At 69.0% G+C, this 22,631-nt stretch carries 21 protein-coding genes and 1 tRNA gene; 9 read left to right on the top strand and 13 right to left on the bottom strand.

Annotated features, from left to right (window positions below; genetic code table 11):
- Positions 1 to 20 precede the first annotated feature (20 nt).
- A complete protein-coding gene (locus tag K8O92_13640) occupies positions 21 to 1,622 on the bottom strand; it encodes a TROVE domain-containing protein (GenBank protein ID UAK34780.1) in 1,602 nt (533 codons plus the stop codon).
- A gap of 666 nt (positions 1,623 to 2,288) precedes the next feature.
- Positions 2,289 to 2,357 (bottom strand) — tRNA-OTHER (locus K8O92_13645).
- Between the two features lie 175 nt (positions 2,358 to 2,532).
- Here K8O92_13645 and K8O92_13650 point away from each other — a divergent pair.
- Positions 2,533 to 3,108, top strand: coding sequence for a TIGR03086 family protein (locus tag K8O92_13650; protein ID UAK34781.1), 576 nt, complete (start codon positions 2,533 to 2,535; stop codon positions 3,106 to 3,108).
- A gap of 318 nt (positions 3,109 to 3,426) precedes the next feature.
- On the opposite strand, the gene K8O92_13655 is transcribed toward K8O92_13650, so the two are convergent.
- Positions 3,427 to 4,167: a hypothetical protein gene (locus K8O92_13655; protein UAK34782.1), complete on the bottom strand. Its 741-nt coding sequence runs from the start codon at positions 4,165 to 4,167 to the stop codon at positions 3,427 to 3,429.
- Positions 4,168 to 4,804: 637 nt separating this feature from the next.
- On the opposite strand from K8O92_13655, the gene K8O92_13660 reads away from it, so the two are divergent.
- Positions 4,805 to 6,856 carry a thioredoxin domain-containing protein gene (locus K8O92_13660; GenBank protein ID UAK34783.1) on the top strand — a complete coding sequence of 684 codons (2,052 nt, stop codon included), beginning with the start codon at positions 4,805 to 4,807 and terminating at the stop codon, positions 6,854 to 6,856.
- A gap of 126 nt (positions 6,857 to 6,982) precedes the next feature.
- On the opposite strand, the gene K8O92_13665 is transcribed toward K8O92_13660, so the two are convergent.
- The gene (locus tag K8O92_13665) at positions 6,983 to 8,602 is read right to left on the bottom strand and encodes an adenylate/guanylate cyclase domain-containing protein (protein ID UAK34784.1); all 1,620 of its coding nucleotides are present in this window, start codon (positions 8,600 to 8,602) and stop codon (positions 6,983 to 6,985) included.
- A 315-nt stretch (positions 8,603 to 8,917) separates the two neighbouring features.
- Positions 8,918 to 9,541 carry a hemolysin III family protein gene (locus K8O92_13670; protein ID UAK35680.1) on the bottom strand — a complete coding sequence of 208 codons (624 nt, stop codon included), beginning with the start codon at positions 9,539 to 9,541 and terminating at the stop codon, positions 8,918 to 8,920.
- Between the two features lie 287 nt (positions 9,542 to 9,828).
- Between K8O92_13670 and K8O92_13675 the strand changes: the two genes are divergently transcribed.
- Positions 9,829 to 10,608 carry an isoprenyl transferase gene (locus K8O92_13675; GenBank protein UAK34785.1) on the top strand — a complete coding sequence of 260 codons (780 nt, stop codon included), beginning with the start codon at positions 9,829 to 9,831 and terminating at the stop codon, positions 10,606 to 10,608.
- 102 nt (positions 10,609 to 10,710) lie between these two features.
- Positions 10,711 to 11,277 carry a hypothetical protein gene (locus K8O92_13680; protein UAK35681.1) on the top strand — a complete coding sequence of 189 codons (567 nt, stop codon included), beginning with the start codon at positions 10,711 to 10,713 and terminating at the stop codon, positions 11,275 to 11,277.
- Positions 11,278 to 11,283: 6 nt separating this feature from the next.
- Here K8O92_13680 and coaA read toward each other — a convergent pair whose 3' ends face one another.
- A complete protein-coding gene (gene coaA / locus K8O92_13685; protein ID UAK34786.1) occupies positions 11,284 to 12,216 on the bottom strand; it encodes a type I pantothenate kinase in 933 nt (310 codons plus the stop codon).
- Positions 12,217 to 12,397: 181 nt separating this feature from the next.
- On the opposite strand from coaA, the gene K8O92_13690 reads away from it, so the two are divergent.
- Complete coding sequence (locus tag K8O92_13690) at positions 12,398 to 13,597, top strand: DUF885 domain-containing protein (GenBank protein UAK34787.1); 1,200 nt, start codon at positions 12,398 to 12,400, stop codon at positions 13,595 to 13,597.
- A gap of 502 nt (positions 13,598 to 14,099) precedes the next feature.
- Here K8O92_13690 and K8O92_13695 read toward each other — a convergent pair.
- Entirely contained in the window at positions 14,100 to 14,567 is a 468-nt protein-coding gene (locus tag K8O92_13695; GenBank protein ID UAK34788.1) for a PaaI family thioesterase, read from the bottom strand.
- An 84-nt stretch (positions 14,568 to 14,651) separates the two neighbouring features.
- Here K8O92_13695 and K8O92_13700 point away from each other — a divergent pair, with 84 nt between their 5' ends.
- Entirely contained in the window at positions 14,652 to 15,230 is a 579-nt protein-coding gene (locus tag K8O92_13700; GenBank protein UAK34789.1) for a TetR/AcrR family transcriptional regulator, read from the top strand.
- Between the two features lie 122 nt (positions 15,231 to 15,352).
- The gene (locus tag K8O92_13705) at positions 15,353 to 16,648 is read left to right on the top strand and encodes a serine hydroxymethyltransferase (protein UAK34790.1); all 1,296 of its coding nucleotides are present in this window, start codon (positions 15,353 to 15,355) and stop codon (positions 16,646 to 16,648) included.
- A 96-nt stretch (positions 16,649 to 16,744) separates the two neighbouring features.
- Here K8O92_13705 and K8O92_13710 read toward each other — a convergent pair whose 3' ends face one another.
- The 5 genes from K8O92_13710 to K8O92_13730 form a co-directional block, all read right to left on the bottom strand.
- Positions 16,745 to 17,485: an ESX secretion-associated protein EspG gene (locus K8O92_13710; protein UAK34791.1), complete on the bottom strand. Its 741-nt coding sequence runs from the start codon at positions 17,483 to 17,485 to the stop codon at positions 16,745 to 16,747.
- Positions 17,482 to 18,669 (bottom strand): hypothetical protein, encoded by a 1,188-nt coding sequence (locus K8O92_13715; protein UAK34792.1) that lies wholly within the window; start codon positions 18,667 to 18,669, stop codon positions 17,482 to 17,484. Before K8O92_13715 ends, K8O92_13710 begins: the two co-directional genes overlap by 4 nt.
- Positions 18,670 to 18,687: 18 nt before the next feature.
- Entirely contained in the window at positions 18,688 to 19,269 is a 582-nt protein-coding gene (locus K8O92_13720) for a DUF3558 domain-containing protein (protein ID UAK34793.1), read from the bottom strand.
- The gene (locus K8O92_13725; protein ID UAK34794.1) at positions 19,266 to 19,652 is read right to left on the bottom strand and encodes a hypothetical protein; all 387 of its coding nucleotides are present in this window, start codon (positions 19,650 to 19,652) and stop codon (positions 19,266 to 19,268) included. Before K8O92_13725 ends, K8O92_13720 begins: the two co-directional genes overlap by 4 nt.
- A 202-nt stretch (positions 19,653 to 19,854) precedes the next feature.
- Positions 19,855 to 21,051: an FAD-dependent monooxygenase gene (locus tag K8O92_13730; GenBank protein UAK34795.1), complete on the bottom strand. Its 1,197-nt coding sequence runs from the start codon at positions 21,049 to 21,051 to the stop codon at positions 19,855 to 19,857.
- Between the two features lie 113 nt (positions 21,052 to 21,164).
- On the opposite strand from K8O92_13730, the gene K8O92_13735 reads away from it, so the two are divergent.
- Complete coding sequence (locus K8O92_13735; GenBank protein ID UAK34796.1) at positions 21,165 to 21,881, top strand: TetR/AcrR family transcriptional regulator; 717 nt, start codon at positions 21,165 to 21,167, stop codon at positions 21,879 to 21,881.
- A gap of 23 nt (positions 21,882 to 21,904) precedes the next feature.
- The gene (locus tag K8O92_13740; protein ID UAK34797.1) at positions 21,905 to 22,327 is read left to right on the top strand and encodes a nuclear transport factor 2 family protein; all 423 of its coding nucleotides are present in this window, start codon (positions 21,905 to 21,907) and stop codon (positions 22,325 to 22,327) included.
- Positions 22,328 to 22,334: 7 nt separating this feature from the next.
- On the opposite strand, the gene K8O92_13745 is transcribed toward K8O92_13740, so the two are convergent.
- Complete coding sequence (locus K8O92_13745; GenBank protein ID UAK34798.1) at positions 22,335 to 22,607, bottom strand: hypothetical protein; 273 nt, start codon at positions 22,605 to 22,607, stop codon at positions 22,335 to 22,337.
- Positions 22,608 to 22,631 lie beyond the last annotated feature (24 nt).

The following is a 22,631-nucleotide window of genomic DNA, read 5'->3' on the forward strand; positions in this document are numbered from 1 at the left end:
GGTCTCGGCCCCGCCGCCGTTCAGAACGGCCAGTCGGCGTCGCGGCCCGCCTCCAGCAGCGGGATCATCCGGAACGCCGCGTCGGTCAAGCCCCCGAAGGAGTGCCGGTACGGGGTGCCGCCGGGGGCATGCCCGTACCGGTATCCCGCCAGGTTCCAGGTGTAGAGCGGCACCCGGGCGGGCAGCGCACGGCCGACGTCGCCGTCGTGCGCCTGCTCGTCGGTCAGGATGACGACCCGATCGTGACCCGCGTAGTGCTCACGCACCGCCCCGGCCGTGTCGGTACCCCAGCCGAGGAAGTAACCCTCCTCGCGCCAGCGCCGCACCGCACCCAGCACCGGCTCGGCGCGCCGCTGCGGGAACACCCGGCTGCCGGGCTGGGTGCGGCCCTGCCACGTGCCGCCGCTCGAGTAGGACACCACGTCGGCCCGAGCGCAGCGCCGGGCCAGCGCGAGGGCGAACAGCGCGGCGGCGTCCCAGCGCGCCAGCGAGCCGTCCTTGGCGAATCCCGCCTGCATCGAGCCCGAGGTGTCCACCAGCACCAGCGTCCGCCCGGACAGCGCGGGCACGGCGGCCAGCGAATGACCGAGCGCCTGCTCGAGCGCGTGACCCCAGCGCAGCGACGGCGCGGCCCGGTACGCCGACAGGAACCGCATCGGCAGCTGCCGCGAACGGGCCACATGTCCGGGATCGGCGAGTTCGGCGGCCACGTCCGCGGCCACGGCGTCGCTCACCCCGGCCTGGTCGAAGTTGCGCAGATTGCGCAGCTTGGCCATGTAACCCATGGTCGGAACGAGTGCCTCCCACACCGTCGCGTCCATCGGGCCCTGGAGCCAGCCCGCGACCGCCTCCCAGGTCATGCCCGCCGCGCGCAGCGTGGCACGAGCCTGCTCGGGGTCGTCGAACAGCGCGCGGCGCTGCTCGACCGGGCGGGCCATCAGCTCCGCACGGGCCCGCAGCACCGCCAGGGCGGTGGGCGGTTCGGTCTCGCGGCCGTACCGCCGATCCAGTGCGTGTGCGAACAACGCGCCCTGCCACGACTTGCCGTCCGCGGGAGTGGGATGGGTCAACTGGAGCACGTCGGCGAACCGGAAGGAGCGCGCGGCGCTGTCCCACTTGAGCAGGGCGCGCTCGTCGTACAGCCGCCGGACGGCGTCGGCGACGCCGCGCTTGACCGGCTTGGGCACGGCCCGCCCATGTGTCGCGATCCAGTAGGCGAGCAGTTCCCCCGGCTCGTCGGCGCGCTGCAACACCGAGTCGATCACCTGCCGCGACATCCCCGCCGCGTCCGCGTCCAGGCGCGCCTTGGCGAACTCGGCGGCGCCGACGATCGCGGCGCTGCGCATGTTCGCCTCGGTGCGCAACCAGCGGAGGAAGCGGGCGGTCCACTCGGGGGCGGTGATCGTCGCCTGGTGCACCAGCGCGGCGTAGCGATCGTCGCGCTCACCGGCGGACTCGTAGAAGGTGTGCTCACCGACCATGTTCGTGACGGCCAGCAGGAACAGCTCGCTCTGCGGCGTGCGGGTGTATCCCGCGCCACCCTCGAAGGTGCGGCCGGTCGGACGGGTCTCGCTGGTGACCGGTGAGGTCGCGCCGGGGCGCGCGCGGTTGAACTTGCTCATGGATTTCCCCAGATGTACGTCGGGGACAGGCGCGGTGTCCGGCCCGAGGTCGAAATCTGCCGCGGCGCTGTACCGGTCGACGCAGGCATGGTGTGGCCTGCTCGCGGAACCAGCCGTGTAGCCGCACCGGGCCGGTGCGTGCGATGCCCCCCGAGATCGATGATTTGCCTGCGGAATTCCCGAAATGGCGTGGTCGAGAAGTAGCCGCCGACTTCGCACCGGGAGGTGCGATGGAGTTGTGGCGCGCCCGGTGGTTCCCGGGTGCACCGAAACTGTAGCGAGACGAATTCGATTGCCGCACCTCATTTTTTGCGAGCACGATGTCCGAGGAAAAGCGGCGACGGCCTGCTCGCCGTATCGAGCGACCGAAATGGTTTCGGCAGGAGTTGAACCCGAAGTAGCCGTTGCCTGCGCACCGGACATGCGCCGTGTGTCACTGCGAGGAGCCGGCCCGAGGTCGAGTCGACCACGAAATATGCCCTTCGTGCTTGCCGATTACACTACTGCCTCCTGGCAGTCCGGATTCGAACCGGAACTTCCTGGCCCCGAAGTAGCCGCGGTACGCGCACCGGGCGGGCTCGCACGCGAATGAATCACGTTGCGCACCCGAGATAGAGGTCGGCGACGGAACGTACCGCTCTGCCGATTGAGCTACCGGACCGTGTGTGGTCCGGGCGGGACTCGAACCCGCAACCTGTCCATTAGAAGTGGAAGTAGCCGTTGCCTGCGCACCGGGTGCACCGCTCACTGTAGTGGCTGCGGCGAGACTCGCGCATCCGATTATTCCGCGGCGATGGCGGGAAGCACACCGCTGGCAACTATTTCGGCACAAAATGGTGTTCGCATTGTCGCGCGCCGGTCGAAGTCCTGTGTTACCAATTCAGCCAAACCGCACGACCGAAGGATGCTCATGGACAATGTGATCGGACAGATCGACCGCGCACTGGACGCGACCGGAGCGATCGTCGCCGCCGTGGAGGGGGCGGGTCTGGCCGCGCCGACGCCGTGCCGGGATTGGGACGTCCGTGCCGTCCTCAACCACACCGTGGGGGGTATGCACATCTTCGCGGCCGCTCTGAGCGGCACGAACGCAGGCGCCGAACACGCATCCGACTGGCTCGGCGGGGATCCGCAGGGCGCGTACGCCGCGGCCGCGGAAGTGGACCGCGCCGCATGGCACCGGCCGGACGCGCTGGACGGCACGGTGGGCCTCGCACTCGGGGAACTGCCCGGCCCCGCGGCGGCACTGGTGCATCTCACCGAGATTCTCGTCCACGGAGTCGACATCGCGGTGGCCATCGACCGGCCGGATCTGGCCGACGACGAGCTGTGTGGCGAACTGCTCGCCACCATGCAAGCCATGGGCGGCATCGACTCCTTCCGCGCGCCGGGCGTCTTCGGGCCCGAGGTCGTCGTCGCAGACGATGAGCCGGCACACCGCCGGTTGCTGGCGTACGTGGGGCGTGAGGTGCTTACGCGGACATAGTCCATCCGGCGAGTCGGCAAAGTATCGCGCGGAATTCGGCCGCCTCCGCACGGCATGTTGAGCGCCCGAGGTCTGGGCGGCGACGGAATACCGGCTCGAGCGAATCGAGCCCTACGGGTCTGGAGACCCTGCCTTGGACAGCTCTGCCGATTGAGCTACCGGATCGCTTGCGATCCGGACGGGATTCGAACCCGCAACCCGTCCATCGAATACGGAAGTAGCCGTTGCCTGCGCACCGGGCGCGGGTAGGACTGTAGCCGGTCGGCTCGGAAGGGCGCAGCTCATTTTCGCCGCGCCGCGTACCGGCCGGCGCGATCCCTACTGCCGAGCCAGGTCCTGCAATGCGTCGAGACCGGGCAGCTCCTGCGCGGGCACTCGGACGCCGATCACTCCCGACAGGCGATCCTCGGGCATCTGCCGGCATCGATCGAGTGCCTCGAGCGGTGCCAGCCCCTCCTCGTAGGCACGGCTGAGCCACAGATGCCACAGACCGGCAGCGATCTCGCCGGTGCGGCCGGAGGAGATCCGCGGTAGATAGTCGGCGGCGTCGTCGGCAATGGACGCCCAGAGATATCCGATGACTGCGCCGTCCTTGCTGACAGGAAAGAATCGGACGGCGGCATTCGTGTCTGTCGGATACCGCGGCAGCGGGCTACTGATCAGTGGCCCCCAGCCCTGCGAGCGGTCGGCAGGGGTGCCGTCCGGGAACATGCCGTCCTGAATCAGCGGGTTCGGCGGCGGTGGGCCACCCGGGTTCACGATTTCGTAGAGCTCGGCGAGGGTGGCGGCGTGCTGTTCGACGGCGTCCGCTGAAATCGCGCCGCCTTGTGGATGTTCCGGTGCGCCGATCCACTGCCGGACGGCTGCTTGTGCTAAAACGCCTCGCTCGTAGGCGAGCGCCAGTCGCTCCGCCCACACGTCCGCGCTCCACAACGACGGATCGGCGAAAGGGGCAGAGAGCCCTTCGCCGGAACCGGGCCGCAGTTTCCGGACGAAACTCGCCGCGTTGCTCGCGGTGGACGCCCACAGGTATCCCAGTAATTCTCCGCGTAGCGTCACCGGCAGGTAGAAGACCGCCTGCTGTGTCCACCGTCGTATCGGCCCCCTCGGTGGGGCCGGAGCGAAGCCTCCGGGAGCGCCGTGCGGTGCATAGAATTCTCGGTGGCTGCCCTGAAGCGGGCTGCGGGGCTGTCGCAGTGTCGGTGCGAGGGGTGTCGATCGAATGGTAATAAGTTCGCAGCTCGCCGGGCGCGAGATCGTTCTCGGGCGTATCGGGTCCGAATCCCTCGTTGAATTTCGGATTGCTGTCGACAATTCTTTCTTCCCGTGGAAGGGCATCCCGGGCTCGCACTTCCTCGGCGACTCGCCGGTCGATCTCGTAGAGCTCTTCGAGCGAGATCCCATGCGGGCGGCGAGCTTCTTGTCGATCTCCCGCTGCTCCTCAGGATTCGGGGACTGCCAGAAAGGTGGTTTCGGCATTTTCCTTGCTCCGGTGGTTTCCGGACGCTTCTCGGCGGTAGACGGTCACTCGAGGCGTCGAACGAATCATTCGTCACCGGCCGCCGAGCGCCGACGCGCGGTGGGCCCTCAGCGTCGGCGCGACGAAGTCCTCTCCCGCGGCCTCGGCGGCTTTCGGAGTCGAGACCCCCGGCCCGTGCTGCCCGCGCGGCGCGAGGAAGGGCCGTACGGTGGAGCCATGAACAGGCTCGGAAAGGCGACGTCTCCGTACCTGCGCCAGCATGCGGGCAATCCGGTGCACTGGCGGGAGTGGGATGCCGAGGCACTGGCCGAAGCGCGTGAACGGGACGTGCCCATCCTGCTCTCGGTCGGATACGCGTCCTGTCACTGGTGCCACGTGATGGCGCACGAGTCGTTCGAGGACGCGGCCACCGCCGAGCAGATGAACGCGCACTTCGTCTGCGTGAAGGTCGACCGGGAGGAGCGGCCCGACCTGGACGCGGTCTACATGAACGCTACGGTGGCGATGACGGGTCAGGGCGGCTGGCCGATGACCTGCTTCCTGACCCCGGACGGCGAACCGTTCTACTGCGGCACCTACTACCCGAAGCTTCCGCGCGGCGGTATGCCGTCGTTCACACAGTTGCTCACCGCGATCACCGAGACCTGGCGCACCCGGCGTGACGAGGTGAACCAGGCGTCCGCGCAAGTGTCGGCGGCGCTGCGCGAGCAGACGGCGGGCCTGCCCGACACGGATCTGACGATCACGCCGGAGCTGCTCGCCCATGCCGTCGCCGCGGTGCTGCGCGATGAGGACCACGAGCACGGCGGGTTCGGCGGCGCCCCCAAATTCCCGCCGTCGGCGCTGCTGGAGGGCCTGTTGCGGCACTGGGAGCGGACCGGTGACCCGGCGGTGTTCGACGTGGTCTCCCGAACCGCGGAGGCGATGGCGCGCGGCGGCATCTACGACCAGCTGCGCGGGGGCTTCGCGCGGTATTCGGTCGACGCCGCGTGGGTGGTGCCGCATTTCGAGAAGATGTTGTACGACAACGCGCAGCTGCTGCGGGCCTACGCGCACTTGGCCCGGCGCACCACATCGGTGCTCCCGGAATCGTTGTCGGAGCGGGTCACCCGGGAAACCGTACGATTCCTGCTCGACGACCTGGGGACCGCACAGGGCGGCTTCGCATCGGCTTTGGACGCCGACACTCATCTGGAACCCGGCAAACCCGGTGTAGAAGGCGCGACGTACGTCTGGACGCCCGCGGAACTGGCCGGCGCGCTCGGTTCGATCGACGGGGGCTGGGCGGCCGAATTCTTCGGCGTCAGCACCGCCGGGAACTTCGAGCAGGGCACCTCGGTGCTGACCAGGTACACCGAGCCCACCACTGCCGAGGAAGGTGCGCGCCTGGAACGCGTGCGAGCGGCGTTGATCGCCGCCCGCGACCGCCGCCCGCAGCCGGACCGGGACGACAAAGTGGTGTCCGCCTGGAACGGCATGGCGATCACCGCGCTGGCCGAGGCCGCGGCCGCGCTGGATGAGCCGGAGTGGACCGCCGCGGCCATTCGGTGCGCCCGCTTCCTGCTGGCCGAACATGTGGTGGACGGACGGCTGCGCCGCGCCTCGCTCGGCGGCGTCGCCGGCGCCGCGCCCGCGATCCTGGAGGATCACGCCTGGCTGGTCACCGGACTGCTCGCGCTGCACCAGGTCACCGGTGAACTCGGCTGGCTGGAAGACGCCCAGCGCCTGCTGGACACCGCGATCGAGCACTTCGCCGATCCGGACCGGCCGGGCAGCTGGTTCGACACCGCCGACGACGCCGAAACCCTCGTCACCCGTCCGCGCGACCCGATCGACGGCGCGACCCCCGCGGGCACCTCCGCGCTCGCCGAAGCCCTGCTCACCGCGGCGGCCACGAGCGACCCCGAACGGGCCGCCCGCTACCGGGAACTCGCCGACCTGACCCTCGAACGCGGCGCGATCGTGCTGGCACGCGCGCCCCGATCGGCGGGACAGTGGCTCGCGGTCGCCGAGGCGGCCTTGCGCGGTCCGCTCCAGGTCGCCATCGCCACCGAGTCGGTCTCCCGCCCGACCGAATTGCTCGCCACGGCACGGCAGGCCGCCCCCGGCGGCGCGGTCGTCCTCGCCGCCGCCCCGAACGCCGTCCCCCTTCTGGCGGACCGGCCTTTGGTCGGCAATGCCGCCGCGGCCTACGTCTGCCGCGGCTCCGTCTGCGACCTTCCGGTCTCCACCGCGGACCAGCTCCGCACGGCTCTGCAGCGGAACTAGCGGAGACGGGCGGGTCCGTCGCGGTCGGGCTTCCCGTCGACCGCGGTCGACCGGCCGGACGCCTGCCGGTCGCGCGATGACCGCCGCGTCGTCGCAGCAGCCGTGCGGCTACCGCTGTCGGAGCCGTCAGCGCCGAGGTCGGGCATCGATCTCGGTATCGGGCGCCGGTGCGGCAGTGTGAATTTCGATCACCGGGTTGGTGTCGGGCGGTAGGTCGCCGCTGTCGAGCTGATCGGTGCCGTTCGCGGCGGGGTCGGGGTGGGCGTCGGAGGTGTCGATGTCGGTCCAGCAGGTCGTCGGCTCTTTCATGCCGCGCAGCACGATGGTGTCGTAGAGGGTCCATTGCGCGCGTTCGTGTTCGGCGGCCGCGTCGATCACCGCTTGGCTCACCAGCACGCGCCGCGGCACTTCCTTGGCCGCCGTGGTGAGCCGAGCCGCCTCGTTGACGGCGTCGCCGATGACCGTGAACTCGAGCCGGGTGTCGGAACCGACGTCGCCCGCGAAGACCGGTCCGCGCGCCACGCCGATCCCGATGTCGAGCTCGCCCGTGGCGATGACCTCGTCCCGGATGCGGCGCGCCGCCCGCAGGGCCGGTGTCGCGTTGTCGCGCAAAGCGATCGGCGCTCCGAAGACGCACAGCGCCGCGTCGCCCTCGAACTTGTTGACCAGGCCGTTGTTCTCCTCGGTCGCGGCGACGACGATCGCGAGCAATCGGTTGAGCTTTTCCACGAACTCCTGCGGCGGCAGCCCGGTGGACAACTCCACCGAGCCGGTCACGTCGACGAACAGCGCCGCCACCTCACGCACGTCTCCGGTGAGGTCCGCTCCGCGGGCGAGCGCGCGCTCGGCGACCTCCGTCCCGACATGCCTGCCGAACACTTCCCGCATCCGCTCCCGCTCGCGCAGGTTCGCGGCCAGCTCGTTGACCGAGTGCTCCAGCCTGCCGATCTCGCTGGTGCTGCCGATCGGTACCCGGGCGCCGAGGTCGCCTCGGGCGATGCGATCCAGCGCGCGGCGCAGTGTGCGCATCGGCGCGGCGACGGAGCGGGCGAGGAAGGCGGTGGCCAGTGCGCCGACGCCGATGCCGACCGCGGAGAGGTAGATCCCGGTGCGAACCCGGTCGGGTGCGGCCGCGGCCGGGTCGGCCAGTACGACGATCAGCATGAGCAGCGGAAGCGCCGCCGCCACCGCCCAGGTCAGCACGACCCGCACCAGCACCGAGGAACTCCAGTGCATCGTCCAGCCGAGCACCCTGGCCACCACCGGAATGGTGGGCCGGATCAACCGGTCCACGATCAAGAAGGTGACCGCCGCCGACTCGAAGGCGCCGATCGTGAACAGCGCCGCCGTCACGCCGGGGTCGTTGTCCGGGCTCAGATGCGCGAAGACGGCGGTCGCCACGATCACGCCGGGGATCCACAGCGCGAGCGCGCGCACGCTGATCACGACGGGCAGGTGCAGCAGGCGTCGCGCCTCCGCCTCGGTCGGCTTGCGCGCGTCGTCGAGCCAGCCGAAGTACACCTTCCGGTCGCGCACCGCGAGCACGATGCCGGCCAGGAACCCCACCGCCGGGTAGATGCCGACGAAGGCGAGTGCCCGCGGCCAATCCGTGCCCAACCTGCCCAGAAAGCCGTTGAGCGCGAGCTGGGTGACGATCACCGCGAGGCCACAGAGATTCGCCGTGGTGACCAACACGGCCAGACCTGCCCGTGCTTTGAGCGCCCAGACGACGAGCTTGGAGATCATGAGGTTCGCGACCCCGATGGACGACGCGCGCCGACGCCGAGCGCAGGCACCGAGCGCGGCATACTCCGCGCGGCTGCCGGACGTGGCAGGGCGATGCCGCGCAAGGCGGCGACGAAGAACACGAACGAGCAGCATAGAACCAGGACACTCGGCACAGGCGGTTTCCCGGTGGTCTCGCCCGGCTGGTCGGGTGACCGATCCGCACCGCCGTCCACAGGCGCCCTCGGCGGCTCACTATCCGGCCCCGATCCGAGCGCATGCCATCCCATCGCGCGCGCCGCCCCTCTCGTCCGACCTCCCCTCGACTCTATGCGCTCAGCGCAAGACGACGAGCCAGACCGCCGCGTAGTGGGTCAGTGCCGCGAGCACCGTGGCGGCGTGGAAGAACTCGTGGTGGCCGAAGACGGCCGGCCACGGGTTCGGCCATTTGGTGGCGTAGAGGATCGCTCCGCCGCTGTAGATCAGACCTCCGATCAGCAGCAGGATCAGCGGCGCGATGCCGATCTGGTTGTTCAGCTGCCCGGCCACCGGCACGATGGCCCAGCCCAGCAGCAGATACAACGGAACGCCGACCCAGCGGGGCGCGGTCGGCCACAGCAGTTTCAGCGCAACACCGGCCAACGCCCCCGCCCACACAACGGCCAGCAGCGTCTGCCCCGTACTTCCGGGCAGGCCGAGCAGGGCGAAAGGGGTATAGCTGCCCGCGATGAACAGGAAGATCATCGAGTGGTCCGCTCGCTTCATCCGGATGCGGGCGCGAACGGTCGGCCAGGTCACCCGGTGGTAGATCGCGCTGATGCCGAACAGCCCGCACACGGTGAGCCCGTAGACCAGCGTCGACCAACCCGCGGTCGCCGACACCGTGGCGGAGTGGGCGATCAGCACAACGGCCGCGACCGCGGCGACGGCCACCGCCCAGGTGTGGATCCAGCCCCGCATACGCGGTTTGACCAGCGCCTCGGCGAGCGCTTCGCCTGCGGAACCTGGGGCCGGTGTGACCGGTGCCGTGTCGGCGGCGCCGACGGATTCGGACACGAGTACCTCCTGATGGGTGCGACTCGGACGAGGTCGGTGCGTGGCACCGCGCCAGGCCGGGTGACGACGAGGCGGCCACCAACTGAACCTGCCAGTAACCTACGCAACCGTAACTTGCGAGCTTATGGCCACTGTACCGGCGTATCGCGGTCGATGCCGGAATCGTGTCGCCGAGGCGTAGGGTTGCCCGCGTGGAACTTCCGAGTCAGGTGCGGGGTCTGCCGTATCGCATCTACGAGGCCCGGCTGTCCAGGCAGCTGGCCGGCAAAGAGCATCCCCGGCACGTCGCGGTGATGTGTGACGGCAATCGCCGGTGGGCCCGGGAGAACGGTTTCACCGATGTCAGCCACGGCCATCGGGTCGGCGCGCTGAAGATCGCCGAGCTGGTCGGCTGGTGCGCGGCCGCGGGCATCGAGATGGTGACCGTCTACCTGCTGTCCACCGAGAACCTGCAGCGCGATCCGGACGAACTGGAGACGCTGTTCGAGGTGATCACCGACGTGGTCGAGGAGCTGTCGGCGCCGGAACAGGACTGGAGTGTGCGCATCGTCGGCTCGCTCGAGGGCTTCCCCGAGTTGATCGCCAAGCGGCTGCGCACCGCGGCCGAGCGCACCGACGGCCGCAACGGTGTGCACGTCAACGTCGCGGTCGGCTACGGCGGCAGACAGGAGATCACCGACGCGGTGCGCTCGCTGGTCCGCCAAGAGATCGCCGCGGGCGAAACGGGCGAGGATCTGGTCCAGTCGATCACGGTGAACGCGATCGGCCAGCACCTCTACACCTCCGGTCAGCCGGACCCCGACCTGGTTATTCGCACCTCCGGCGAGCAGCGGCTGTCCGGGTTCCTGCTGTGGCAGAGCGCATACTCGGAGATCTGGTTCACCGAGGCGTACTGGCCGGAGTTCCGTCGGGTGGATTTCCTGCGGGCGCTGCGCGACTATGCCGCGCGCCATCGCCGTTTCGGCGTCTGATTCGATCTTGGAGGGTGAATCGGGCTAAACGGTCGCCCTTCTCGCGTACCGTGCGGTCTCATGAGCTCCTTCGACCACCGGACCGCCGGAGCCGCCGGAGCCGTGCAGCACGGGCCGGGCGACTCGATCAGCTATGCGGAGTTCGGTAGGCGCTTCCTGGAGTACGCCGCCTCCGAGGAGCGCATCGCCGGCGCGTTCGACCAGTTGACCGGCACCGCCTTCGATCTGGGGCCGATCGGGGTCGGGCCGGCCCGGCTGGCCAAGGTGACCGCCCGGGTCCACCTCGGCCAGGCACGGCTGCGCCGCCACGACGACGAGACGCTCAGTGTCGAGATGATCATCCCGCTGGACATCGACCTGCTGCTGGACCTGGCGCTCGACCGGCACCGATTCCACGTCGAGGGAACCGTGCACCTGCACCTGACGGTGCGTACGGCCGCGCCCCTGCGCGTGGTGATCGATATCGCCGAGCCGCTGCCGGGTGACGTGCGCGTCGATGTCGCCGCCGCCACCAAGCGCGCGCAGCTGCTGCGCACCCTCGCCGGCGTCGATCACGAGATCAGGCGTTTCGTCGCCCGCTATATCTCCACCGAAATCCGTAAACCGCACATAGCCGCGGTTCGTGATATCGATGTGGCCCGGCGGCTCGATGAGGCGTGGAAATTGTAAGCGGAATCACAATTTCCGCAGCCGCAACCGGTTGATGGTGTGATCGGCGTCCTTGCGAAGCACCAGGGTCGCCCGCGGCCGGGTGGGCAGAATGTTCTCCACCAGATTCGGGCGGTTGGTGTTGTTCCAGATCTCCTGCGCGGTGGCGGTCGCCTGCTCGTCGGTGAATCGGGAGTAGTGGTGGAAATGCGCGTTCGGATCGGCGAAGGCGGTGTTGCGCAGCGTGAGAAACCGTTGTACGTACCACTTCTCGATGTCCTCGATGCGCGCGTCGACATAGATCGAGAAGTCGAACAGGTCCGACACCATCAGCCGTGGACCGGTCTGCAGCACGTTCAAGCCCTCCACGATCAGAATGTCGGGCTGGCGCACGCAATGCAGCTTGCCCGGCACGATGTCGTAGGAGATGTGCGAATACACCGGGGCGCAGACTTCGGCCGAACCGGATTTCACCTCGGTGACGAATCGCAGCAGCTTGCGGCGGTCGTAACTCTCCGGGAAACCCTTGCGGTGCATGATGCCGCGCCGGGTGAGTTCCGCGGTGGGATAGAGAAATCCGTCGGTGGTGACGAGGTCGACCCGAGGGTGGTGATCCCAGCGGGCCAGCAGCGCCTGGAGTACGCGCGCGGTGGTGGACTTGCCGACCGCGACGCTGCCCGCGACGCCGATCACGAATGGTACCTGCTGGTCGGGGTGGGTTTCGCCGAGAAAGGTAGCGGTCGCGGCGAACAGTCGCTGGCGCGCGGCGACTTGCAGATGGATGAGACGAGCGAGCGGAAGATAGACCTCCGCGACTTCCTCGAGATCGATCTGTTCCCCGAGGCCGCGCAGCCCGATCAGTTCTTCCTCGGTGAGCACCAAAGGAGTCGACTTACGCAGGGTTCGCCACTGTTTCCGGTCGAATTCCACGTATGGACTCGGCTCGCTCATTCGTGCCACTTACCCGACACTCCGTTTCGGCAAACACGCACAGTTACCGTGCGGATCCGGTGAGATTCGGTCTAGCTGTCGCCGCATAGCCGAATTCTGCTCCGCGTCAACATCGTGGGATGACCGGGGTGCCGGTACCGGTCGGTAACCGACTCGATGACGCAGGTGTGAGCCGCTAATGTCGGCTGGCATGGAAGCGCATCCGCTCGTGACCGAATACCTGCGGCTCGGCCTCGCCTTCGATCGGCTGGAGGAGGGGTTCGTCGACGCCTACACCGGCGATCCCGCCCTGCGCCGGGAAGTGGAGAACGCGCCCGCGCCGCAGCCGCGTGAGCTGGCTCGTCGGGCCGCGGAGTTGCGCGCCGCGGTGCCGGAGGCCGGGTTGGCGTCGCAGCGCGCGGAATTCCTCGACGTGCACCTGCGAGCACTGGAGTGTTCCGGACGGAAGTTCGCCGGAGACGACATCGGCTTCGTCGAGGAGGTCCGCGCCTATTTCGACGTCGACATCGCGCCCGGCGACGTGGACGACTACCGCGACGCGCACCGGCAGATGGACGAGGTGCTCGCCGGGGACGGTCCGCTGGCCGAACGGATGGCCGCGCATCGCAAGGCCGACGAGATCCCGCCGGAGCGCCTGCCGGTCTGCGTGGAGGCGTTCTCCAGCGCGCTGCGCGAGCTGGTGCGCGCCCGCTACCCGCTGCCCGACCACGAACACGTCACCTATGAGGTCGTCGGGGACAAGCCCTGGTCCGGCTTCAACTATTACCTGGGCAACTACCACTCCAGGGTCGCGATCAACTCCGACCTGAAGCAGCACATGGCGCACCTGCCGCAGCTGATCGCGCACGAGTCCTATCCGGGCCATCACACCGAGCACTGCCGTAAGGAGGCCGGGCTGGTCGCCGCCGGGCAGGCCGAGCAGACGCTGTTCCTGGTGAACACGCCGCAGTGCCTGATGGCCGAGGGGCTCGCCGATCTGGCGCTGCGTTCGATCGTCGGGCCGGGATGGGGCAAGTGGGCGCAGGAGATCTACGCGGATCTCGGATTGCGCTTCGACGGCGAACGAGCCGAACGGCTTTCGAACGCTTCGGCCAAGTTGCTGGGCGTGCGGCAGGACGCCGCGCTGCTGCTGCACGACCGAGGGCGCACCCACGACGAGGTGGCGGAGTTCTTGCAGACCTGGAGCCTCACGACGCCGGAGCGGGCGCGCCAGTCGCTGCGATTCCTGTCCTCGCCGCTGTGGCGGGCGTACATCTCGACCTATGTCGAGGGGTATCGACTGCTGGGCGGATGGCTCGATCGCGCGACCGACGCCGACGATCGGGCGGATCGATTCCGCAGGCTGCTCGACGAGCCGCTGACGCCGGGCGCGGTGCGCGCCGCGGCGTGAGCGCGACGGCAGCCGGGTGCGGCACGCCCTACTGGATCACCGCGCACCCCTGCCCGCCCGCGGAGATGCTGCACAGCAGCAGTGAGAGGGTGCGCAGCAGCGCCTCGACCGGGGAGTTGGGTACCGAGACCAAGCCGACCATGTTCGTTCCTTCGTCAGGTGATCGTGAACTGTCACCAGGGAAACCGGTCGGCGGGCCACTTCTCGTTACCGCTTGTAGAGCCCCATCAATCAGGGTCACGCCGTCCGGGGGCACTTCCGGAGGGCACGGTCGGGCCTCGTGCGCGGGCTCAGGTCCGCGAAGGTGAAGGACGCCGTGATCGGGTCGCTCCCTGTGGCTTTTTCATTCGTTCGGTGACAGTGGCGGCAACGCGCCCTGTCGCGAAGGTGCGCGAGCGGGCCATCGCGTCGTCCTCGGGCACGAACGCGGCCGCCCCGGTGCGCCAAGGGCTGCCCTGCCGCGGCCGTACGTGTGGGTCGGCGGCGACAGTACTTCCTCAATTCACTGCTGCGCGCGGAAGATGACGCACGTGGTGGTGGCGTGCGCGACCAACCGGCCCTTCTCGTCGACCACCCGTCCCTCGGCGGTCGCGGTGGTGCGCCCGACGTGGATCGTGGTGCCGGTGGCGGTGAGGCGTTGCCCGTCGGTGGGCACCGCCCGGATGTAGTTGATCTTCAGCTCCAGCGTCGTGTACCCGACGCCCGGCTCCAGCGTGGTGTGCACCGCGCAGCCCATCACCGAGTCGAGCAAGGTGGCGCAGATGCCGCCGTGCGTGGTGCCGAGCGGGTTGGCGAAGTCGGGCCGGGTGCGCAGCGCGAAAACCACCTTGCCGTGCTCGAGTTCATCGACCTCCATGCCGAGCAGGTCCCCGATGAAGGGCGGGCGATCCGCCCTGGTCATGGCGGTGCGCAGCAGTTCGAGACCGGACAGCTGAGCCAGGTCGACCGTCGCTTCGGACATCAATCCCATCCTTTCGATGAACCGATCGGTCCACATCTGAGATGATTGGAGCATGGACCGATCGGTTCACGCAACCGTGGGCAAGGAGCTCGCATGACCGCAGGGCCGCGCACCAGGCTGATCGAAAGCACCATCGAACTGGTGCGGGAGCAGGGCGTGCACGCCGCCGGACTGGCCACTCTGCTCGAACGCGGGAACGTTTCGCGCAACTCGCTCTACCAGCACTTCCCGGCGGGCAAGAGCGAGTTGGTCGAGACCGCCACCCGGGTGGCGGGCGCCCGGATCGGTGAGGTGATCGACAAGGTCACCGCCGCGCCGCCCCGGGGCTGGTTCGATGCGCTGCTCGGCTGGTGGGTCACCGCGCTGGAGAAGACCGGCTATCGCGCCGGGTGCCCGGTCCTCGGGGCGGCGCTGGCCGAGTCCGAGCCCCGGGTGCGGGCCGCCGCGGGCGAGGTCTTCGGCGCCTGGCACGACCGGCTCGGCGCGGCGCTCGTGGCCGCGGGGATGTCGGCCGAGGAAGCGCGCTCGTTCGGCAGCTTCGCGTTGAGCGCGATGGAGGGCGCCATCGTCCAGGCGCGCGCCATGAAGTCCACTCGGCCCCTGGAAGACGCGCAGCGACATCTCACGGTGCTGTTGGAGAGCTACCTCCCCGAGGACGGCGCGTCCCGCTGAGCGTCCGACCGTGCCTCGCGGGCGTGTCGCGCGTCACGACGGGCGGCACGAAGCGCCCATGGTGACCGAGCGGGATGAACCCCCTGCTCGAGGGCGGGCCTCCCGGCCCATAGACTGAGGCCGTGACGCAGACGACCGCCTCTGTCAATTCCCAGTCTCTCGGTGAGCTCGATCCGGAGCTCGCTGCCGCGATGGCAGGCGAGCTCGCCCGCGAACGCGACACGCTCGAGATGATCGCCTCCGAGAACTTCGTGCCGCGCGCGGTGCTGCAGGCGCAGGGCAGCGTGCTCACCAACAAATACGCCGAGGGCTACCCGGGGCGGCGCTACTACGGCGGCTGCGAGCACGTCGACGTGGTGGAGACCTTGGCGCGCGACCGTGCCAAGGAGCTGTTCGGCGCGGAGTTCGCCAACGTGCAGCCGCATTCCGGCGCGCAGGCGAACGCCGCGGTGCTGATGTCGCTGATGAACCCGGGCGACAAGCTGCTCGGCCTCGACCTCGCGCACGGCGGTCACCTCACCCACGGCATGCGCCTGAACTTCTCCGGCAAGCTCTACGAAGTGCACTCCTACGGCGTGAGCAAGGAAGACCACCGCGTCGACATGGACGAGGTGCGCGAGATCGCCTTGCAGGCGCGTCCGAAGGTGATCGTGGCGGGCTGGTCGGCCTACCCGCGCCATCAGGACTTCGCGGCCTTCCGCTCGATCGCCGACGAGGTCGGCGCCTACCTGTGGGTGGACATGGCCCACTTCGCCGGTCTGGTCGCCGCCGGTCTGCACCCCTCGCCGGTGCCGTACGCCGACGTGGTGTCCTCGACCGTGCACAAGACCCTCGGCGGTCCGCGCTCCGGCCTGATCCTGGCCAAGCAGGAGTACGCCAAGAAGCTGAACAGCGCGGTCTTCCCCGGCCAGCAGGGCGGGCCGCTCATGCACGCCATCGCCGCCAAGGCCGTCGCCTTCAAGATCGCCGCGGGCGAGGAGTTCAAGAACCGCCAGGAGCGCACCCTGTCCGGTGCGAAGATCCTGGCCGAGCGGCTCACCGCCGCCGACGTCAAGGACAAGGGCGTCAGTGTGCTCACCGGCGGCACCGACGTGCACTTGGTGCTGGTCGACCTGCGCAACTCCGAACTCGACGGCCAGCAGGGCGAGGACCTGCTGCACGAGATCGGCATCACGGTCAACCGCAACGCCGTCCCGTTCGACCCGCGTCCCCCGATGGTCACCTCCGGCCTGCGCATCGGTACCGCAGCCCTGGCCACCCGCGGCTTCGGCGACACCGAATTCACCGAGGTCGCCGACATCATCGCCGGCGCGTTGGCCGGTAACGCCGACCTGGACTCGCTGCGCGCCCGGGTGAGCAAGCTGGCCAGGGACATTCCGCTGTACGACGGCCTGGAGGACTGGCGTCTGCTCGGCTGACCACGCGACCTGCTTCGCGCCTCCGAGCTGCTCGTCGAAGGTGCGAAGCAGGAACCGCAATTGCCTCAACCTACGAGCAGACGCGGCGATCCGGAACTACCGGTCCATGCGCGCTTTGGCCCGCACGATCGATTCGTCCAAGTAGCGAGCGATATCGGCGCTGGTACCGGGGCGGATCATCAGAGCGCGGTTGGCGGGCACCTCGCAGTAACGGCCGTCGGGCGTGTCGATCCAGCGTAGGCGGCCGGTGCGCGTCGGTTCGGCGTTGCGAGGACCGAGCAGCACGGCAGCGGTACCGCGGGTGGTGCACTTCTGCCGCCAGAAACGCCGATAGCGTTCTTTGGCCTGGCTGGCGGGCGCGTTGCCGAACAAGTCGGGGCGATCGTCGTTGAGATCATCGAGCAGGAAGCTCTTCTCACCGACCGTTCCGGCCGGGGTGTCCGGCAGCAGTCGCACCAGTTCGGTGGCGAGCTGGTCGATTCGGCAGCGGCGCAACTTGATCCGCCCGCCGTCCGGCGCAGGCGATTGCACGGCGAGCACACCGGAGCCGGTGCGCGTGCCGCAGGCGACGGCGCGCAGTTCGACGCCTTCGCGCGTGTTGTCGTAGCCGAACAGTTCGATACGCCAGTCGGGACCGGCCAGCGTGGTGATCGCGCTGCGCAGCGGCAGCCGTTCGTCACGTCCCAGCTCGGCACGGAACTGCCGCTGATACGCCTGGTACTCGCGCAGGCCGGGGAACCGGCTGGTGAACCGGAACGGGAAGGGCATCCGGTCGAGGCCGGTCCCGAACCATGCCGCGGCGAACTGCTCGGCCGACAGTGACCACTGCGCCGTCATTTCTCCCCCAGCGCGGGCGGCACGGTCGGTTTCACCTCGCCGAGCAACTCTTTCGCGTGCTCTTCGGTGCGCAGATACTTCGGCGACTTGTGCTCGTCGTCGTCCGTGCGCCTACCGCGCAGCCCCGGCGGGATCATCCCCGAATAGCCCGGGGCGCCCGGCGTGCCAGGGCGTCCCGGCGTGGTGGAGGGCGCGTTCGCCGCCGCCGGGGCGGTGGGTTGGGCGGGCCGTGACGTGCCCGATCCCGCTTCACTGCCCGCGGCGCTCGGAGTTCCGGCCACACCGGGCATGCCGGGCCTGGTCGGTGTGCCGTTCGGCCTGCCATCGAACGACGTCGCCGTGACGGCGGCGGGTGCGGTCGGCAGCGGCGTGGTGGACGCGAACGGCGCGACCGGGGTCGATGTCGGCGTCCTCGTGGTGGATGCCGGAGTGGTGGTGGTCGCGTCCTGGGACTGCGAGACAGCCTGCGCCGTCGTCGTTTCCGGAGTGGCCTCCCTCGACGTCGTCCGATCGTCGGGCACGCCGTCCTCCTCCACGCCGCTGGGGGAGGGGGTGTCCGCGGAAGCGGGCTCGCCGCCGGAGGAGGACGTGTCGGTGGGCCGGGTGTCGCCCACCGGCTGCGAACCGACGTTCGTGCCCACCGCCGTGCCGGTGCCGGTCTCGACATCCGTCGGTGTGGTGGCGGCGGGGCTGACCGGAGGCGGCAGCGTGGGGATGGCGGGCGCCGTGGCCCCGTACGGCTGGATGTACTGGGTGTTCATCTCGTCGCGGGCCTGCTCTTCCCGCGTGTTGCGTTGTTCCGGATCGGCCGGGCCACCCGACGAATCCACCAGATCGGGCACCGACACCTTGAACTTGGCCGCCGCGTCCGCCGCCGACGACAGCGGCACACTCTGCGCGCTCAACGCCTCGCCGAATTCACCGACCCGCGCCGCGTACTCCCGCATGCCGCGGACCGCACTGTCGGCAGCCGCGCCCTCCCAGTGGTGTTCCACCGCCTTCTTGATCGCGTTCTCGAACTGCTGCCCCGCGTTCGTGACCGCCGCGGCGATGGCCGACCACGCGGCGAACGCACTGTCGAGCCCGGCCGGATTCATCGTGTCGGCCGCCTGCTTGATCTCCGCGTGCGAGAAACTCTGCGCGTTCTCCGGATCGGTGATCGCGCGGCCGTCGGTCTGTCTCATGCTCGCTTCCCCCGGTGTTCAGCTGCCCGCGGGCAGCAGCGGTGCGACTGCTCGGGCGATATCGGTGGCGATATCGCAGGAGACGAGGTGTTTGTTCGCCGATGTCTGTGGCACGTTCGTCAGGATGTAGAGCGAACCGGACCTCATCTCGACGTTGACCGTGCAACCACCGGGTACGTCCGGACGGGCTTCGTAGCGCACGGCTTTCCGGTCACCTGCCGACACGTCCACGGCGGCGGGGTATTTGCTTCGGACCTGATCGAGGGTGCCATTTGTCGTCTCGACGACGAATCCGTACCCAGCCCGCGCGACGTAGCGGCATCCCCTCCAGGTGATGCCGCCTTGGCTGTCCTGTCTGGGTTCCGGAGGTTTCGAGTCCCACTGGCGCTGGGCGAGAAACTCGGGGGTCAGAGCGGTACAGGGGTCGAAACCGGGCTGTGTGTTCGCGCCAGGCGATGCGCTCGAATTGGAAACGGTCGCGTTGCCGGACGATGTCGCCGGTTCGCTCGGCGGCATCGGGTCGCCGCACCCGGTGAGCAAAACCAGTCCTGCCGCTCCGGCAACGAACCCGGTTCTTCGAATGCCGGTGCCGCCCCTCATACCTCCAGCTCCCGCATTGCGGCGGCGAATTCCGTGTCGGTCCGAACGTAGCTGTCGCAGATGGCTTTGAATATGGACTGGATTTCCTGCGCCACGGAGATGTAGTCGGTCAGCGTGTCGAACGCGTTGTTCGGACCGCCGAAGGCTTTTTCCCGGAACAGGCGCACCAACTCGACGGCCGAGGTCAGCTTGGGGTTGTCCTCACCCAGCCCCCAGTATTGCCGTTCGCCGAGTTCTCGCGCGTCGGTCTGCGCTGCCACGAGTGCGTCGATCAACTCCTGGCACGCCTGGTCGATCTCCACGAACCCCTGCGGGTCTATCCGCACCTGCAATGCCCCGGTCTTCGCAGCCTCGATGTGCCCGGGAAACGGGCTGTCCGCCATCGTCGCCCCTTCCGTCAGTGCCGTCTGACCTTATAGACGCGCCACATCTCGCTCCGGTTCCATCGAAACACAGCCGACCTCGCGGGTGCGCCCCGTCGCGCCACTCGTCGCCGCCGGCATAACCGTCGCGAGCTGGGCTGTTGTGCCGAAACGCGCGTGGGTGCGACGAATCCGATTCCCTGTCAAGGCTGCTGACGGACGGTCAGCGCGCGCCCGCCGCCCCGAGCAGGGCGGGGTAGTCCTTCAAATCGATGTCGTTCGCTGCGTTGTCACCGTATTTCATCATCAGCGTGAACAGCCGGGAACCGAGGAACCGGTTCCGCATCCTGATGCCACGCGCGGTCTTCGGCGCCAGGAAACGACCGGCGTTGCTGTTGCCCGCGATCTTCGCGTAGCGCTTCATGATCTCGTCGTAGCGGGCGAAGGCCACGGTGTGATCGCCGTCGGCGCAGGCCAATTCCCCCGCGATGACGTACGCGCCGACCACGGCGAGTCCGGTGCCGAATCCGCCGAGCGTGTTCCCGTACGCGGAGTCGCCGACCAAGGCGACCCGCCCCTTGGTGTAACCGTCGGCCATGCGGACCTGACCGAGCGAATCCAGGTAGACATCATCGAATTCGGTCATGTCGGCGAGCATCCGCGGCACTTCCCACCCGATCCCGGCGTAGGTCCGCGCGAGGATACGTCGCTGGGCCGCGCTGTCGTCCCTGGCGTAGTCGAGCACGGGGGAGGCGAACATGTACATCTGCTGTGCCTTCGGGCCGCCGCTGATCGCGAGTCGTCCGGGAGCGTTGTGGGCGTGGGCGACCGCCCGTTCGCGAGGGCCTGTCGCCTCGCCGCTCCACGGGCTCGCACCCGCGACGGCGTAGTAGTAGCCCAGGTGTTTCACGAAGTCCCGCTCGGGCCCGAAAGCCAGCCTGCGTACCCGCGAATGGATGCCGTCGGCGCCGAAGACGAGGTCGAAGGTGCGGGCGGGCGCGCGCTCGAATTCGACCTGCACGCCGGTGGCGGTCTCGGTGAGGGCGGTGATCGAATCGCCGAACAGGTATTCGCAGCGGTCGGCGGTGCGGCGGTAGATGATCTCGGAGAGGTCTCCGCGCAGGATCTCGACGTCGCCGCCGGTGAAGTCTCCCGACAGGACCGCCAGTCGTGAGCCCTGCTCGTCGACGAAGACCATGTCGGTGGTGCCGGTCCTGCGCCGCTCGACGTCGTCGAGGATGCCCATCCGCGTCAGCACCGTGCGGTGTGTACTGCCCTTGAAATCGACGGCCTGACCGCCGGGCCGCAGCGCCGGGGCGCGCTCGACCACCGTGACCGCGAAGCCGTAACGGTACAGCCAGTAGGCCAGCGACGGTCCGGCGATGCTCGCGCCGGAGACGAGAACGGTGGTGTTGCGCATGGGGTCTCCTGTCCCGAAATCTGCGTCCATCGGAAACTGTATCCGATGGACGCAGATTAGCGTATGGTAGACACAGTTACGCGGCAAGACGTTTTTCCGGAAGGATCTCGGGCATGCCGACACCAACCGCACTCGAACTGCTCTGGGGGACCGGTCAGCGCCCTAAGCGCGGTCCGAAACCCGCGCTGTCGCTGGAGCGGATCGTCGGGGAGGCCATCGCGCTGGCCGACGCCGAAGGGCTGGGGAGCCTGTCCATGCAGCGGCTGGCCGAGCGTCTGGGCTTCACGAAGATGTCGCTGTACCGCTACGTGCCGGGCAAGGCCGAACTGGTCGCGCTGATGCTGGACACGGCGCTCGGCGCGCCCCCGGAGATGAGCGTGGGCGCGGAGGCGCCGCAGGACGCGTGGCGCGACCTGCTCGGCGAGTGGTGCGAGACGATCTACGAACGTCTCCGTGCCCACCCCTGGTCGCTGGAGGTGTCGGTGGGCGCGCGGCCGGTCGGCCCGAACGAAATGGCCTGGATGGAATCCGCGCTCGCCGCGCTCGCCGGAACCGGGCTCACCACCGCGGAACGCCTGGACACCATCGTCCTGCTCATCGGCCACGCCCGCAGCCTCGCGCAGCAGCAGCGAGTGATGGACGCCGACGCGTTCGAGAAACAGATCGCAGGGCAGTTCGCCGAGATGATGGCCGCCGCGGCCGATCGTTACCCGGCCGCCGCCGCCGCGTTCGCCGAGCAGGGCGTGGTCGCGGGCGGGGAGGGCGCGCTGCGATTCGGCATCGGGCGAATTCTCGACGGACTGGCCGTGCTCATCGCGAGCCGCCGGTGACCGGCGCGGCCTACGCTCGGACCATGAGCGACGAACTCGACCTGAAACAGGACTCGATCACCACCGTGCGGGAGTTCTTCGCCGCGCTGGAGCTGGGCGCCGCCGAGGAGGCGATCGACCTGCTGCACCCGGACATCGTCTGGAAGAACACCTCGCTGCCCGATGTCACGGGCGTCCGCCGGGTGGGTGGCGTGCTGCGCGGCCTGCGCCGTGACTGGCTCGGCTTCGGGGTGGACCTGCACCACATCGCCGCCGACGGCGACATCGTGCTCACCGACCGCACCGACTACCTGCGCTTCGGGCCGGTGCGCGTCGGCTTCTGGGTGACGGGCACGTTCGAACTGCGCGACGGCCGAATCATCCTGTGGCACGACCACTTCAGCTGGGAGAACTTCCTGCGCGGCACGGCCGCCGGCCTCTGGCGCGCCGCACTGACCCGCGGCTGACCCGGTGTCAGGAGTGCTGGACCAAGTAGTCGAGGTAGACCGGCCGCAACACCTCGGCGACCGCGCCGTCGCCGGCGTGGACGTAGTCGTCGAGCATGGGCAGCACGTACTTGATGTCCGCCTCGCTCTCGCCGACATTGCCCGCGGCGGCTTCCGCGGCCGGGATCGACGTGAGCAGCCGCCACAGGAACTTCACGTCACCGCGTCGCACGGCCAGCTTCATCGCCCGGTCGTGCAACTCCTTCGACGACAGCTTCTCCAAATCCTCGTTACCGGACATACCAGCGACTCTATCCGTCGAATC

It is taken from the genome of Nocardia asteroides, from assembly GCA_019930625.1.
Classification (GTDB): domain Bacteria; phylum Actinomycetota; class Actinomycetes; order Mycobacteriales; family Mycobacteriaceae; genus Nocardia; species Nocardia sputi.